Annotated in this window: 10 protein-coding genes and 1 tRNA gene; 1 reads left to right on the forward strand and 10 read right to left on the reverse strand. The window is 38.0% G+C overall.

Going from position 1 to position 17312, the window contains the following annotated elements; translation table 11 throughout:
- Positions 1 to 26: 26 nt before the first annotated feature.
- The 9 genes from R2Q59_RS08170 to R2Q59_RS08210 all read right to left on the reverse strand — a co-directional run bounded on the left by R2Q59_RS08170 (position 27) and on the right by R2Q59_RS08210 (position 15779).
- Positions 27 to 2054, reverse strand: coding sequence for an alpha-galactosidase (locus R2Q59_RS08170; protein WP_316785084.1), 2028 nt, complete (start codon positions 2052 to 2054; stop codon positions 27 to 29).
- 7 nt (positions 2055 to 2061) lie between these two features.
- Positions 2062 to 4320: a glycoside hydrolase family 95 protein gene (locus tag R2Q59_RS08175; protein WP_316785085.1), complete on the reverse strand. Its 2259-nt coding sequence runs from the start codon at positions 4318 to 4320 to the stop codon at positions 2062 to 2064.
- A gap of 159 nt (positions 4321 to 4479) precedes the next feature.
- The gene (locus R2Q59_RS08180; RefSeq protein ID WP_316785088.1) at positions 4480 to 5700 is read right to left on the reverse strand and encodes a DUF4998 domain-containing protein; all 1221 of its coding nucleotides are present in this window, start codon (positions 5698 to 5700) and stop codon (positions 4480 to 4482) included.
- 36 nt (positions 5701 to 5736) lie between these two features.
- Positions 5737 to 6972 (reverse strand): DUF5000 domain-containing lipoprotein, encoded by a 1236-nt coding sequence (locus R2Q59_RS08185; RefSeq protein WP_316785090.1) that lies wholly within the window; start codon positions 6970 to 6972, stop codon positions 5737 to 5739.
- Between the two features lie 36 nt (positions 6973 to 7008).
- On the reverse strand, positions 7009 to 8940 hold the full coding sequence (locus R2Q59_RS08190; RefSeq protein ID WP_316785092.1) for a RagB/SusD family nutrient uptake outer membrane protein: 1932 nt from the start codon (positions 8938 to 8940) through the stop codon (positions 7009 to 7011).
- The gene (locus tag R2Q59_RS08195) at positions 8940 to 12194 is read right to left on the reverse strand and encodes a TonB-dependent receptor (protein WP_316785094.1); all 3255 of its coding nucleotides are present in this window, start codon (positions 12192 to 12194) and stop codon (positions 8940 to 8942) included. The genes R2Q59_RS08190 and R2Q59_RS08195 overlap by 1 nt, the downstream gene beginning before the upstream one ends.
- Before the next feature lie 479 nt (positions 12195 to 12673).
- A complete protein-coding gene (locus tag R2Q59_RS08200) occupies positions 12674 to 14272 on the reverse strand; it encodes a solute:sodium symporter family transporter (RefSeq protein ID WP_316785096.1) in 1599 nt (532 codons plus the stop codon).
- Positions 14273 to 14282: 10 nt separating this feature from the next.
- The gene (locus R2Q59_RS08205) at positions 14283 to 15305 is read right to left on the reverse strand and encodes a GntR family transcriptional regulator (protein ID WP_316785097.1); all 1023 of its coding nucleotides are present in this window, start codon (positions 15303 to 15305) and stop codon (positions 14283 to 14285) included.
- A gap of 400 nt (positions 15306 to 15705) precedes the next feature.
- Positions 15706 to 15779 (reverse strand) — tRNA-His (locus R2Q59_RS08210).
- 386 nt (positions 15780 to 16165) lie between these two features.
- On the opposite strand from R2Q59_RS08210, the gene rnhA reads away from it, so the two are divergent.
- A complete protein-coding gene (gene rnhA / locus R2Q59_RS08215; RefSeq protein WP_316767716.1) occupies positions 16166 to 16630 on the forward strand; it encodes a ribonuclease HI in 465 nt (154 codons plus the stop codon).
- Positions 16631 to 16727: 97 nt separating this feature from the next.
- Here the strand turns inward: rnhA and R2Q59_RS08220 are convergent, their stop codons facing one another.
- Complete coding sequence (locus R2Q59_RS08220; RefSeq protein WP_316785099.1) at positions 16728 to 17312, reverse strand: hypothetical protein; 585 nt, start codon at positions 17310 to 17312, stop codon at positions 16728 to 16730.

Here is a 17312-nt window from a genome sequence, read left to right on the forward strand (position 1 = left end):
TTCTTAATAGGTTATTTTTATACTAACTATTTATTGATTTTTAATATTATAAATATTCTTGCATCTGCAGCTGGCAAAATGAGATTTGCATTTTCTTTCAGCAAAATCTTTTCATTACTTAAAATATCTATTGCCATGTAGTTTTGTTTCGTGTCTAATCCCATGCTAGTTGGAGACATAGAAATTCCTTGCTCGCCATCATTATAATTGAATGCAACCAAATAAGCAATGTCTTTTACTTGTTTAGTAAATAGTGTTGATGCGGTTCCATCAGTTTCTAATGGCCTAAAAGATCTACCATCTCCAATGATTTTTAAGAGATCTGGATTTTGAAAAAGCTTTTTAGCCATGTTCTTCCATGGTCCATTTATAGAAAAATCATCTCCAACAATCAGGCTTCCAGTAGCAAGGGCAGAGAATAACCGAGCCCTACTAACCCCTTCTTTCTCTGTCTTTAATACGATGTGGTCTGCATCCATGTAATCATATAAATAGGTTTGCCACCAGCCATAGGTAAGGCTATTCATGGTATATTTCGTATCGCTTATAGAGTGAAAGGCGTCGCAAGCAATTCTTCGCACATGCACATACCTTGCAGTGGCGATATTTGGAGAGATGGCAGCATAGATGAGCATCTTGCCATCTAATTGGCGCAAAAGAAACCGCATCCCTTCTCCATAAGCCTGCATACCAGTAGTTATTTTGGGATTATAAAAATGACTTGATTCTATTGCCGCATGGCCCAAAAAATCTATCTTGATCATTTCAAAACCGCATGCTTTTAATTTATTAATCACCAGGGCCATCCTTCTTTGCGTACCCGGATGCGTAGGATCTAGCGCCCTTGCACCATCAATATCATGATAACCTTTTCCCGTTTTGGTCCACAATTCACCATAGGTATAACTACTTCCTTCCACTCTCCTGTTTGAGCCACTTTTAAAGCCCCAATCTGTAAATGGCGCCCAATACACACCTGGCTTTAAACCTCTCTTTTTGGTATAATCGGCAAATGCCTTTAGTTGGCTAAAATCTCCTTCCAAACCACCATCAATTAGTTTATCCCAATAAGAATCTAAATCGATAAAAGCAGTTCCCCCACTTCTAAAGCCCTTAAGGCTATCAGCAAAATAATCAACTGTTTTAATTACCTTGTCATAAGAAATATGCTCTTGCATAGCCCCCCAACTATTCCAGCCCAATGGTGTAGCTTTTTTCCACTTAAACACAATTGGGGGATCTGCCAACCTACAAACTTTGGCAAAAGCTTCCATCCCCTTTCTCCAGTCAGCAAAGGCACCAAAAAATATCCTTGACGAGGAGATTTGGTTGCCCTTTATATAACCATGTGGTATGGTATCTCTGGTAATTCGTTGGTCTGTAAACCCATTTTTTACCGCAATAAAAATAGAATTACCGATATTAAGTTTAGTTTCGACACCAGATTTCCAATTACCTTGTTCAACTGAGCCAGCAACTAGTCCTTTTCTCGAGCTATTTTTATACAGCGCCCCTACTTCTGCACTCATTTGAGGAGCATCACTCGTTAGCGTTTTAGTATGATAACTGATAAATGTATCGTTATCAAATGGCACAAATACTGAATTGATGCCCGATTGATCCCCAAAATAACTTACATCACCTTGTATGGGAAATAGCTCATTAGAGGAAAGGTAATTGCCTATAAGTTGAACCTGACATAAAAAGTAAGGCAGTGCATCATATACATAGAAGACCTGGCGCATTTGTGGCAAGCCCTTCCCTTTAAGCGTAATTATATATTTTTTGCCTTTACCAATGTTATCATTTAGCAATTCTTTACTATAGATTCTGCTATCATAATCTTTTGAGCTGTATATCTTGTCGTGATTTTTCACAACTGAGCACCCATTTGCTAACCATTGAGTTGTTTGTTGAAAAACTTTGAAATTCCCTTTTTTTAAATCATAACTGATTTTACCAGTTTTGCCAAATGGAATATCGATTCCCCAAGATTTGGTAAGGAGACAGCACATTAAGAAGAGGCTTAAGAAGAGGATTTTTTTATTGGTCATTTTTAGGTTAAGCTTTTGTAGCCATTACATTGATTATTTTACCATTAAGTCTAACCTTTACCATTCTAGGATTGGAGGAATACACTCGATATTTGGTTACCTTACCATCTTTCCAGTTGATATCTACTGTAAAATTACCCCTTGCTTTAAGTCCCTTGATCATGCCATATTTTTTCCAGGCATCTGGAATTGCAGGCAAAAGATCAATAAATCCATCATGGCTCTGTAATAACATCTCTACAATTGCTGCAGATGCGCCAAAATTTCCATCAATCTGAAAAGGCGGTCCAGCAGACAGCATATTAGGGTAAACACCACCTCCTGCTCCGTAATTAATGTCGGTTCTGAGCGTAGGTTTTAAAATTTCCCTGAGTAGTTTAAACGCTCTATTTCCATCTTGCAGCCTTGCCCAAAACAATTGTTTATAAGCTATAGACCAACTTGGGCCATCATCACCTCTAACTTCTAATGTTTTTTTTGCAGCTTCCGCTAACGCTGGAGTTGAATATGGGCTAATTAAAGCCGCAGGATATAAGCCATACAAATGTGAAATGTGCCTATGTTGCGGGTCTGTTTCCTTATAATCTTCCAACCATTCCTGAATACGCCCATCCTTGCTAATTACTCCTGCAGGTGGAAGCATTTTTAACCTAGATTGAAGCTCTGCTCTAAATTCAGGATCAATACCCAATAATTTGGATGCTGTAATTACATTACCAAACAACTCTCTTACAATCTGATTATCGATAGTTGGCCCCATAGAGATGCTAGCCGTTCGACCGTTTGGCAGATAAAAAGAATTTTCTGGCGAAACGGAAGGTGAAGTAACCAACCAACCTGATTTTGGATCTTTGATTAACGCACTTTTGTAAAATGATGCTGAACCTTTTAGTACAGGATAAATACTTTTAAGATATTTTAAGTCTTGGCTAAAGGCATAATGCTCCCAAAGGTTATTGCATAACCAACCAGACCCAGCGTTAGACGCTCCCCAAGAAGCACTTTCTCCGGGCTCTGTAAAGCCCCAAACATTCGTAATTACATGGGCAATCCAACCATCTGCATTGTAATAAGCCTTCGCTGTTCTTTCCCCAGGCTTTTGTAAACTACGCACCAGCTCTGAAAGGGGAAGATTTAACTCCGAAAGGTTAGCTGGCTCTACGGCCCAATGGTTCATCTGAACATTGACGTCTAAATGGTAATCTCCGTTCCATGGCGTATTGATTTGATTAGCCCATAAACCTTGTAAATTGGGAGGTAGTAATCCAACACGGGTACTGCTAATACTCAAATACCTTCCAAACTGAAAGAATAAAGGTGCCAAAGCCACATCATCCCCATAATTTTTATAGAAATGATCCAATCTTAAATTAGTAGGGAGCTTTGTCGAATTTCCTTCACCCAAATCTATGCTTACCCTTTTAAAAAGCTTAGCATATTTTGCAATATGGTTGCTAAGTTCCAGTTGAAAAGGCTTTTTCTTAGCTGCAACAAGAATATCGGCAGTTTTCTTTTCGAAATTTGGATCCTTAAAATCTGTTGCCGCAGAAACGTAGATGACTACTTCTGTAGCGTTTTTTATAGTTAAGGAATTCTGGCCTGCCACAATGGTGCCACCAGTAAGCTTTGCGTTTACCCTACTCAAATACCGCATCCCTTTGCCGTCTGTGCCATTATCTAATTGGCCATACATTTGCAATTCATTTCCAACCACATTTACTGTTGACCGCTCTGGCCTGGTGATGCAAATAGTTAAATTTAACTTACCTGGTTGATCCGCAGTAAGCCTGATGATATTTATATCACTATCAAAACTGCAAAAATACTCTTTCTTGTAGTTAACCCCATTTAAACGGTAGGTCGCTTTAGCCACAGCTGTATTTAAATCTAATTCCCTTCTATAGGTTTCGGGATCTGGCTTTTGACCTTCTACGCCAGGATAAGTAAAGTTAAGTTGCAAATTGCCCAGCATTTGGTATTTGCCCCATTGTGCTCCACCAGATCCGGGACCTTTACAAACAAAATCACGATTGACCAAATCTTGGGCTTCATCATTCTTACCTTCTAAGATAAGTTGCCTTATTCTTGGCAGGCTTTTATGAGCCTCGTAGTTATTCGCATCTTGCTTGCTACCAGACCACAGGGTGATATCGTTTAAAACAATATTTTCATTATACACTCCACCATCAGGAGTCATACCCAGTCTGCCGTTGCCCAGAGGAAGAGTTTCCTCCCATATTTTTGCAGGCGAATTATACCATAACATCTGTGGTTTAACTTGCGCAAAGGAGCTATGAATGGTAACAAGACATAAAATTGAACAAAGAATAAAAACGAAAAGCTTTTTACACATACCTATCTTAAATTTATATTGGATTTAATCTACCTCCAAAAAATGTATCTACAGAATTAAATGTTAATTAATTTATTGTTTATTCCAAAATCTCAACTCACTCATATTGCTGTAATTACCGTCGCCAGTTGTTACATGTTTAATCCTGATCCTGATATAACGTATTGGTTTACCTTGGCTGTCTAGGTCTACAGTTATTGCATTTTTTCCATCATCACTGCGCACAACATCCTTTAGCAAGGTCCATCCTTTAGCTATTGATTCATTTGCCCAACCACTATTGTTTGCTCTAAGCGTAGTAGCCGCATTAGTTAAATCAGCAATACCCCATACCTCAAACTGATCTGGGTTATTACAACAATCTCTTCCTGTTTCTTCTATTCTAGCCAGGTTTGAATAAACCTTTCCTAAATCAAAGGTGAGCACATGTGGCATTCCACCACCTCCATCACTATGAAAAATATTCGGATAGCCCTGTGGACCTACGCTTCCATCCCATAATTTGCTAATACTTGTTCCCGATTCATAGGTATTAACATCATTAGGCAGACGAACTTCTCTAAACAACGAACGGTCGCACAATACATAAGTAAATATTTTCGGGAAGGTAGAGAAATCTGTTACCGTGAAAATATCTAAAGAACCTTGTCCAGGGATGTAAGAAGATTTATAGAGGATATCGGTTCCTGCCTTATAATCTGTCAGTGTAATATTGTTCTCGGTTGGCAAAAGGGTTTTATCTATACTTGCTCCGCTGGTACTGGTATACCTGATAATGGTATTCACGTTAATGGTGTCTGGTGTATCAAAATTCAATTGCACAGATCCATTACCGTTTACCACGTATGGAGTCGTAGCATTATAAGGTCTGTTTAGCAGGCCTGATTGATACAAAGGTCCAAATACCCTTACGTTATTTGCGGCAATTGGAATGGACCTATTGCCTTTTGCATCATAGGAATAGATGGTAAAGGTGTAGGTGTATTCCTTAAGGTTTGGAATAGTTACTTTAATGATATCTGAGGTATTATGACTGGATGCACTAACCACCACAGAATCTAAGTTGTTGTTCCAATAAATCACATATCTACTTACACTTGGGTCTGGACTTGGATTCCACCATAAAGCGGTTCTTAAATTACCAGGTTTGGCTGTCACATTAGCCACTTTACCTGGGTAAATAATCTCTCCATTCTTTAAATAATCTTTAAAGTCAACATCATCTTTAGTACAACTTATGATTACAATGACCAATAGTAATAACAGCCCACTAATTTTATATATATTTTTCATGTTCAAAAATTTAGCTTTTATAATTTTTACATCTTATTACCTCGGATCACCATAAATCGCCATTTCCATTGCATGGGCAAAAGTACCGCTAGACCAAGTGCTGGCAACAGATAGGCGGATATAGCTAACTTTGGGATTGGTTAAAGGGAAGTTGAAGCTTACCCCCGCTTTTACGAAATCATTATCTGCTGTTGTATGGACTACCGGAGCCAATCCTGAAGGAGGAGGAGGATAATTGTAGTTACCCATATTTATCCAATCGCCTATAATTGTACCCACCGGTGCTGATAGCGGCAACTGCGCATCTCTAGGCGCTGCAGCGTTTGAGCCCCATATCGAAAATACCTTTGGATTACCGTGGCCAAATGCAAATTTTTCGCTTCCATCAGGTCTTTCCCATAAAACAAAGCGGCTTAATTTTGCACTTATGCCCAAACCAAAAGTTGCAATTGCTGGCATTGCCCCACCAGGTGCAGTGTGCCATCCATTAGAATTTCCGTCTGTTTTTCCATCCCATAAATAAGGCAAGTCCCATCCATAGGCAATTACCCCATCACTAGGAAGTCTGTATTGGAAAAATTTAGTCCTATCCAGTATAGTTTCAAAAAATGGAGTAACGGTTTTATAGGTCGTATCAGAAATATTGCCAAAATTATCAGTTACATAATAGCCAATTTTTTTTGCAACAGGTGCGTAACCTCTCACCGAGTAATCTATGGTTTCTATCTTACCATAATGCTGATCAATAACATCAGAGCCATTATTATCGCTTACACCTAATAGAATTATCCCCAGATTCTTTTTTAAGGGGTTTAAGCCTGTTATTTTTATCCCACCAAAATCTGGATCGGCATTAATTGTTGGTTTTAATAGTAAATACGGCGGGGTATCTGGATTAACCTTTACCACTACAGGATCCGATTTAACCTCTGCCCTGCTAACTGCATACAAAGTAACATCGTAACCTTGTTTCTTGGCAAAACCATCAACCATAATACTATCAGAATAGTAACTAGATTTTGTTTCTCTTGTCGTTACACCATTTATCTTATAACGGGCCAACACGTATAAAAGGTTTGCAGTGTTGGGCAAATCGTAAGTGATATAGGCACCCCCATTAAAATTGTCTACTTTAATATTGGTTACCATACCTGGCTTAGCCATATCTGTAGATGATGGCTCGTTATAGCTTTCAACTTTTTCACAAGCGCTGAAGCTAGCGAAAGCTGAGATTATGGCTAACGAAAACAGCCAATTTTTAAAATTTTTCATATCATTTAATGTAAATATTTATAAACATCATTTCATTTACCAATAGGGATTTTGAACCAAGTTTGGATTAACTACCAAATCATAGCTCTTGATTGGCCACAAGTAATCTTTTAATCCAAATACTGGAATAAACTGTGTAGTTGGGCGGTAATAGTTAATGGCGTCAGCATTATTGATGCTCCAACCTTGTATGGGGCTGCTTAAAACTGCCTGTAGTTCTTTCCACCTACGTAAATCCCAACCACTCTGTCCTTCAAAACACAATTCAATCCTTCTTTCTTGATGGATAATCTGTCTTAAGCCATCTTTGGTACTAAATTTATTGGGGGTTTTAGAGAAGTTTGTCCACGAGGCTTGAACGCCTTGCAAACCAGCCCTTTGCCTAACCTTATCAATATAGGTAAACACCTCTGCAGTTGGTCCATTTACTTCATTTAGGGCCTCTGCATAGAGTAAATATAAACCAGCTAACCTAATCAATGGCAGGCGAAATGGAGAAGATTGGAAACCATCATCATAAACCGAGGTATAGCTTACCAATTTTTTAGGCCAATAACCAGTGATGTTCAATCTTATATTATCACTCGGTGCCGCAAAACCACTTCCCCTTGCAGAAACAAAGTACAGCGGGTTGGCAGGATCGTCTTGGTTATTTCTTCCATTTCCGAACCATACGCCACCATCAAAAGCCATATCGGCATAAAATCTGGTTTCGCGGGCAAAATGTCCTTTTATGGTTTCATAACCTTGCTGTATGTAATAACGGCTCGCATTATCTCCAGTTTTAATCGTATGCCTGCCTGCATAATCCCAAGTTTTATCTTCAGTTATTGGCACTCCATTTACCGTGTAAAATAATTCTTGCGTACTTATAGGAGCAGAAAATGTAGAAGGATTTGAAAAAGCATTAACAGCAGATTTTGCAGTTAGCCTTGGAGTAGAATGTCCTTGATAATTAAACTCGGGATTTGAAGCCCAAATTACCTCTGGATTTAATTCCCATTTTTCTGTCACTGCATTTTGTACATCCAGTTGTCGTTTTATCGAATCGGATAGTTTACCTACTGTTGATGGCGAATTAAAAACATACAGTTTCACACCTTGTGTTTCTACTGCATTTATGGCCGCTTTGGCTGCTGTAGCTGCCTTTTCCCACTTTTGCGCATCATATACCAGCGGAAATAAACTAACTCCTTCCTTGTCTTTAAAACTCGTATAGTCTGGGTTACCATTAAAAAGTGGACTTGCAGCAGTTGCTAACACCTCGGCTTTTACAGAAAGTGCAATTACACTGGTTACCCTCCCTAATTCTGTGGCCTGACTTGTAATGCTTGGTGGTAAATCAGGAGCAGCTTCATCCAATAATGAAACGATGTATGCCACAACCTCATCAACGGGTGATCTTTTTACACGCACTTCGTCTGTAGTACTGTTAATGGCCAAATTTGTTTTAATTAACGGTATTGGGCCATACATCTTAAATAGCACATAGTGATAATAAGCTTTCAAGAATTTGGTTTCTGCTATCCATCGTTTTTTTTCTGCAACCCCCAGATCAATAGGCTGATCTATGTTCTCGAGCATTGTATTACAGATCCTAATCGACCTCCACAAACTGTAGCTGCCTTCGCTTCCATCCCAAGCATTTAATCCTGGGTTTGCTGCAGTTTGAGTGCCTCTCAACAAGTTGAAACCCGTTCTGTTAAAACCTTGGAAATTATCTAGGGAATTTGAATAAATCAGTTCTGAAGAAGTTGTAAAGCCTGGATTGGAAGCCACATCATTCATCCTTTGCAAATAGGCATAACACGAATAAAGATAATTCTGTGCTTCATTTCTATTTCTAAAAGCATAATCAAGTGTGCCAATATTATCAGGTGTTACATCAAGGTACTTTTTACATGATGTAAAAGACCAAATTGCAATGATGATGCAACTATATTTGAAATATATTTTTATCGTTTTCATTATAATGTTACGTTTAAACCAACATTGAATACCTTTTGTATCGGATAAGCAAAACCATTTCCGCCTTGTTCTGGGTCCCACATTTTAAATGGACTCCAAGTAATTAAATTTAATCCATTGAAATAGATGCGGCATGAAGAAAGCTTAATGCTTTTGGAAACTTTTACTGGAAGTGTATAACCAACTTCTAAAGATTTTAATCTCATCAGCCTGCCATTCCTCATCCACCAAGTGCTGGTTTGTGCATTGTTTTCCAAATCAACCGAATTAACAGCCAACCTTGGATACAATGCATAAAGGTTCTGATTTTCTGGAGACCAGTGGTTATCTGCAAAATCTTTAAGCAGTTGCGTATTCCCTAAAATATATTGTTGGTCACTTGGTACAAAAGGGCTAACCTTACGGGGATCAATAAAGAATGTCATCCTGTCTTGCCCAGTAAAAAAGGCAGAAAGATCGAAACCTTTATATGAGGAGCTGAAACCAAAACCGTAAACTAATTCTGGCGATTGCGGGTATCCAATATATGCCTTGTCTGCATCATCTATTCTACCATCATTATTTAAATCTCGGTACTTGATGTCGCCTGCTTTTGGTGCCTTTCCATTCGTAGAAAAAATTTGAGTTGGTGAGTTCAACACCTCTTTATCATCAACAAATAAACGCTCTGCAATGTAACCAAAGTTTCTGCTAATAGGTTGCCCTGTAGTATAACGGTATGATTCTGCCCATTGTGGTTCTTCGTAATTAATGTATTTATTTTTAGCAAAAGTTAAATTAGATCTTACTGCAAAAGAGAAATCGTTTACCTTAAATTTATAATCTAGCGTTAAGTCCATTCCCCTTGAGCGTGCCTCACCTACATTTGCACCAACCGCAGCCTCTAAACCTAACGTTGTAGGTAAATTGGCTCTAGTCATGTAAATATCGTACCTGTAATTATTGTAAAACTCTGCGATTAGATTAAGATTCTTAAAAAATGTAGCTTCCAATGCTAGATTGGTCTGTCTTGAGGTTTCCCAAGTAACATCCTTATTTTCATAATTATTGATGAATACCCCTTCTCTACTTGATCCATTGTTAAATCCAAACTGTGCATAGTTACCACCTCCATTGAGATTAACATCAGAAATGTAAAAAAATCTTTGTGCACCGATGGCATCATTACCAACAATACCATAACTACCTCTTAATTTTAGGCGGTTAATTACTTTGGAAATTCCTCCCTCCCAGAATTTTTCGTTAGAAACAATCCATCCAGCACCAATTGTAGGGAAAAATCCAAATCTATGGTCTTCAGAAAATCTTTCTGAACCATTATACCCAAAATTTGTCTCCACAAAATAGCGACTCTTGTAAGAATAAGTCAACCTTCCTGCTAAACCCAAATTACGAAAAGGCAGTGAATTTTGTAATGAACTTGCATTACTATAAACGGTTTGTTGGGCTGTACCTATCAAGGTACCACTCACGCTGTGGCTTCCGAAAGTTCTATCGTAATTTAATGAAGCTTGACCATATAAAAAGGTATTGATATTGGTTCCACCGGGGCTGTAGCTTAAATATTCTTGCGCAATGTTTGGCGCACCATTAACCACAGAAGAGTTTAACCAGTTTAACACATAGGTGTTGCTAGCCTTATCATAAGAACCTACATTATAATAAAATGCAGAATAAGCCCTTTGCGAATCAAAATAAGAATACCTGTTTGTGCTAAATATAGACTTAAAAGAAAGTCCCTCGGTAAAGAAATTTAATTTTTGGTTCAACTCAAATTGTGCAGACATCCTAGATTCTGACGAATTTTTGTGTCCACGTAACATGGCTGCATATGGGTTATTATCCAATATACTGTTTACGCCTGTTCCGCCCCTGTTCCCAAAAAGAATATGTTGGGTATTTTGGTTGGCAGCATCAGCAGGGAAATATGCAGGGAAAGCCACAGGGCTCGTATGTACGGCAATATTATATAGATCAGTAGAAAATCCCCCATCGGTGGCTACTGGACCATTATATTCGCTGAAATTTCCCGATAAACGCACTACCATCTCAGTGGTTTTGGTTAAATCAATGTTGATGTTTGAGCGAAGCTGGTAGTTGCGAAATTTTACGTTGTTATCGTTATTATTCCTGTCATCTTGCTTAAGCACCCCATTATCCAGGTTATACGAGCCAGCTATATAATACCTAGCAACACCACCACCGCCACTTACGTTCATATTGGCACGTTGGGTACTTGTGCGCTTTTTAAAGAGCATATCTAACCAATCAACAGCAGGATAAACATATTGGTTATAACCCGAACTTTTATTTACCGTTGCTTGGGTATTGATGATTTGGTTTGGGGTAAACATAGGATCCATTCCCCTACCAATAGATGCTTCGTTGAAAAGTTTCATATAGGTAATTGGATCAGCAAGCTGAAGATTTTCTGCAGATTGCGAAGCAGAATTCTCTAATCGGAAACCTATTTTAGCCTTACCCTCCTTACCAGACTTGGTACTCACTAAAATTACTCCATTTGCACCCCTAGCCCCATACAATGCAGTTGCACTTGCGTCTTTAAGGATAGAAAAACTCTCGATATCATCTACCTGCAACCTTGCTAGGTCTGAACTGGTCAATTCCACATTATCGATCAAAATAAGCGGGTCTCTCTTGTATCCAAAAGTAGTTACCCCTCGAATAAAAAACTGAGAATTATCCTGCCCAGGCTGTCCGCTACGCTGATAACCGATCACACCGGCAATCTGACCAGATAGTGCATTGGTTAAATTACTTGAGGGAACTTTGAGGTTGGCCACCTTTACGGTTGTAACTGAACCTACAACTGCTTCTTTTCGTTGTCTCTGACCCAATGCGGTAACCACCACTTCATTTGCCAAAGTGGTAGCTTCTTCTTTCAACACTATAGTATAGGAAGCCTCGTTGGTAACATTTATGGTCCTTACAATGTAGCCAACCAATGATACCTTTAATACTGCTCCTGTAGAAACATCTAATACAAAACGTCCATTGGCGTCGGTCTGGGTGCCTAACTTAGTGTTTTCTACGGCAATGTTTACACCAGGCAGCACAGCGCCCAGGCTATCTTGCACTGTACCAGTAATAGTTTTCTTGGGATTCTGTTGGCTTAAAGCAGGTGCAGTACAAAATAACAATTGTACTACTAAAGCTAAGCAGGTTAATCCCAGTAAATGTTTCAACTTTAAAAGCGCACCAAGGCGCCCGTAAAACAAAAATGAGTGTGTCATTTATTTTTAAACTTTAAAATGAGTAAACTAAGGTAATCCATGATTATTGGACCTTAAGAAAATTGTTTGCCTTTAAATGTTCTGACGAACATATTTCATCAATTGAAATGACGGAACTGAAAAAAACAGGGATTCTCCAGCATTGATTAGATAGGGAATTGTTCATTATATGGTATATTTGGTTGATTTCTTCTTTTTATTAATGCAACAGTTAACTTGTAACTGATTTAAACCGTAGCATTAAATTTCAAGGTAAAACAGGTTTATTAATCTATCCTATCCTATCCTATTATTAATACAATAATAGACATTTTTTTTTATTATACAATATTTCCAAAAAAAAATAAAAATGTAAGGGATGAATAACAATTAGCCTGTGAAACAGCGCAGTGAAGACATTGACCAATCTTTTAAAGCAAAAATTCTTAGCCATTAGCAAATAAACTAATTCAACAGCTGCTTTAACGGAAATAAATAGGCTAAGCTATTCCAACTTTAGAGAATAAGACAAAAACCAAGATCATTAATACAACTAGAAATCCATTATAAAGATACCTATGTTTCCATGGTTTAATATCTACCATGTTTTCCATCTTTAGTTCATACTCTTTCTCCAGGGGAAAAAATTTACCAATTACTAACATTAAGAAAGACGTTAATAAAAAAATAAGCGCAAGGCAATGTAGGTAGTGAATGTTGAACTTAAAAACAAACTGGCTGAGTATATAACAGGAGATAAAGAATAAAATCCCGATTTTAGCAGCAGATGGTGGCATTTTTTTCGTAAAAAACCCCAAAAATATAATTGTAAAGATAGGCAGGCTAAATATTGCACTAATTTTTTGCAGATACTCATAGAAACCTCCTTGGGAAAAAATTATAAAGGGGGCAAATAGCATTGCAAACAAAGAAATTGAAATCTGAAACAATTTCCCAGTTCTGAGTAAGCTGCGCTCACTTAAAACAATATTTTTTCGTTTTTCTACAAAGGGCTTATATAGGTTTAGGGTAAACAGCGTACTTGAACTATTTAAACCTGCATTAAAGGTAGTTATCGCTGCACCAAAAAGCATGCAAGCTGCAAGGCCGGTTAATATTGGTGGAAGAACATCCTTTACCAGTAACGGAAAAACCTCAGTGGTATTGGTTAAGCTTGGATAAAGATGCACCGCTATCAATCCGGGTACATTGATCAACAATGGACAAAGCAGTTTTGCAAATCCAGCTAGGGCTATTCCCTTTTGGCTGTCTTTTAAGCTTTTTCCCGCTAAAACCTGCTGAACGATGTATTGCTCCATGCCCCAATAATACAGATTGATGATAATCATTCCTGTAAAAAGCGTGGCAAAGGGAATCGCATCTTGTTTAGAACCAACCGCATTGAGGTGTTCTTTCTTTGAGGAAAGCACAGTGCTAAGTCCCGTCAAAAAATCGTCATGACCTAAATAACGGAGCCCAAAATAAGGGATGGCCACCATTAACACCAACATACCTGCACTTAGTACCGTATCAGACATGGTGATGGTTTTTAAGCCTCCCAATATCGTATACAAAGAACCAATAAGTCCCATTACCCAAACCAATATCCAAATGCTTCCCCAATAAGAAATATGGAGATTTCCGGATAGGTTGAGCAACCCACCAAAGGCTACCGCACCGCCATATAGTACCGTAGGTAGTAAATTTACGATATAACTGAAAAGAAACACCACTGAAACCAAGGTCTTGGTATCCTTGTCATATCTTTTCTCCAAAAAATCTGGAATAGTGCGGATTCCTGTTTTTAAATAAATGGGTATAAAAAATTCTGAAACGATAACCATTGCCAGCACTGAAGATAACCCCCAGCCAATTACAGACATGTTATTGATATAAACAGATTCGTTTTCGCCAATAAACTGATTTGCGCTGATGTTGCTAAAAAACAGGGAGGCCCCTATAATGATAAACCCATTAGACCTGTTTCCCAAGAAAAATCCAGTTGTAGTTTTATTCTGACCTTTACGCGAATTGAAGAATGAAATAATAGCAGCTATGACAGTAAATATCACAAAACTTATGAATGCCGTTTTTCCCAATTCCCTAATCTTAAAGTGAGTTCCTTAATATCAATTTGTTTTCCATGACGTGCTTAACAGGAGCTCTTGTCAATACAAATTCTGCTGCTCTTATACCCATTTCGGCAAAATCGACAGAGAAAGTCGTAATCCCATCAAATATGATTTCTTTCACATTGTCATCATTATGGGAAAGTATGCCCAAGTCTAGACCCACCTTGAGGCCTTTCACTTTCGTATCCTTCAAAATTTCCCAAAGCTCCAAGTTATGGATCGTAAAGTAAACCTTATCAGGAGCTATACTACCACTCTTGTATTCACTCTGGATTACCCCGTTAACTTTATGGTCCTTGATGAAACGCTCAAAGGAAATCAAGATGTCATTAGGTTCAGCAGAATTGGGCCTAAAGAAAAACACGAACTCCGAAAACTCCTTGATTCGTGGTGCAAGTTTTACAAAGGCATCATAAGAAGACTGCTTGAATTCTTGGACGATATATGAATAGGGCACATTCATCTCCACGTACCTATCAACCATCAAAAACTTATCCATGGGAAGCTCTTCCAGAATACTGATAGCAGATGGACTATCAATTGGCGCAATCACATACATTCCATACTGGCCTTTATTGCTATTGATGATTGATTCAAAAACCGTAAGGTTATTGTGGTGAAAAAAAACGTCGACTTGAACGTTGGGTCCTAAGTGATTCCTGAAATTTTGGTAAAAGGTTTCCTGGAAGGTATCAAAGGCATAGATCAATAGGCAAACCTTTAGATGCCGCTCGGTATCGTCTGTTGCGACAAAATAACCCTTCCTGTTCTTAGATTCCAAGATCCCCCTTGCAATTAATTCCTTATAGGCCTTACCAATGGTTTCCTTGGCAAACCCCAGCTCCCTTATCATCTCATTAACAGAAGGCAAAATATCTCCCCTTGCAATGACCTTCTGATTTAATGCATTTATTATTCCCTGAATAAGTTGCTCATGCTTTGAAAAGCTACTAATGTTAGCCAACAGTTTTATTTCGGAGAATAGTCTGGTTTTGTTCATTCAGAATTGAAATATTAAAATCGAAATGTAAAAATATTTAAATTATTTATAAAACTACCATTAAGTCTCTTGCCATTCGGCAAACCTCGAATATCCAGTTAGACGGAAACTGGTCGACAAAAGGAGCTAATTACAAAATTCAAGTATATTGAAGGCGTTAATAAGCAAGTAAAAACCAGAGGATCGGCTACAAAAAATTAGGTGTTGCAAATTAGAATAGGCCAAACGCGGCAATGGTGCTCGAACACCAAAATTCAGATAACACACTCATTAATAAGGATTTAAAAAAACTATATTTTTATATCGAAATAAGTTAAAATTATCGAACACTGCAAAAAGCCATTTCACAGCATAAAAAAAGGCCAAAACCTTTAAGATTTTGACCTTTTGAAAATTTCGGGGTGGCTGATGGGGCTCGAACCCACGACCCTCGGCACCACAAACCAATACTCTAACCAACTGAGCTACAACCACCGTGTTTTTCAGAGCAACAAAGGTAGGATTTTTATTATTCCCTGCAAATATTTTTCTACTAAAAAAGCGCAAAAAACACAACTTCCTAGTGCACAATTATTTCCGAATGCGAGGCACTTAGCTAAAAAGCAAATATAAATTCTACTGTGCTTGTTTAGGATGGGTTTCATGGCAGCGAGCTTAGTTCTTAAACCCGATAGCAGCCCAAATAGCCCACAGCGAGGCACGAGCGAGGACTATGGGCGGATAGCGGGGCTACAGTTCACGATGGAACACCTCCTTTTATTTTCAAATTAACCTTGTTACTTATTAATAACTGAGGATCCAATCTTCTTTTCAACATCTATACTGAGTTTTGACCAATAAAACTTAGTTTTGCGCTGTTTATGATAGAGATTTATACAGACGGTGCAGCAAGTGGAAATCCTGGTCCAGGGGGTTACGGTGTAATTTTACGTTCGGGCGCTCATTACAAAGAGTTGAGTGGCGGCTTTAGAATGACCACCAATAACAGAATGGAGCTATTGGCTGTAATCGAAGGGTTAAAGTCTATCAAAAACCCCGGACAGGATGTTACCGTGTACTCAGATTCTAAATATGTAGTAGATTCTGTTGAAAAAGGCTGGGTATTTGGCTGGGTTAAAAAAGCTTTTAAAGACAAAAAGAACAAAGATCTTTGGATCCAATACCTTAATTTACATAAACTACATCAGGTTAAATTCATCTGGATAAAAGGCCATAATGAACATCCAGAAAATGAAAGGTGCGACAGGTTAGCCGTAGCTGCTTCTCAAAACAAAGCTGCCCTAGCCATAGATGCTTTTTTCGAAGCCGAACGCAAAAACGCTTAATTAAAATTCTTTTCTTAAAATTATCATGATCGTTTAAGCTTTAAAAAACAAAGCCCTATATCATCAATATAGGGCTTCATTATATGAATATAAACTTTTAGGCCTTCAACATTTTATTTACAGCCAGCTGAACTTTAATAATATCTTGAGCGATAGTTTTCTGAATATTTTCATCAAAAGATGCAACAAACCTTGGTTCAAGAAGAACTTTATCAGCTTCATTTGTAATGTTTAACCTAAAAATGTGCTTACCAAACTTAAATCCAGCTCCAATTTTAGTGACATCAGCCTCAACAATTTGCATAAACTCATAGCTATTACTTACTTGGTCAAGAAAATCTTTAACCGCTTGAAACACAAAGTCGGTTTCAATATCTAATCCATTGATAATAATGATACTATCTTTTAAAGCAGCCTTAAGTACATCATTTCCCCTTACCGTTTCATGAAGGTTTTGTAATGGCTCTAATAAGTCTTCACTGAAAATGATGCTCCTTTTATCCGTAATCAATATTGCGTTAGAACTACCATTTACACCTGGCCCGTGTTTTAGAAGCACTTCATCGTTGCCGTCTCTCACAACATATTCACCTGCTGATTTTTGCTCTACCTTTGAACCTGCTATTGCTTTTGCCAAGGTGTTAACAATATAGGCTAAAGCTGGGTATTCTTCTGTTTTCAT

The organism is Pedobacter frigiditerrae (assembly GCF_032678705.1).
Taxonomy (GTDB): domain Bacteria; phylum Bacteroidota; class Bacteroidia; order Sphingobacteriales; family Sphingobacteriaceae; genus Pedobacter; species Pedobacter frigiditerrae_A.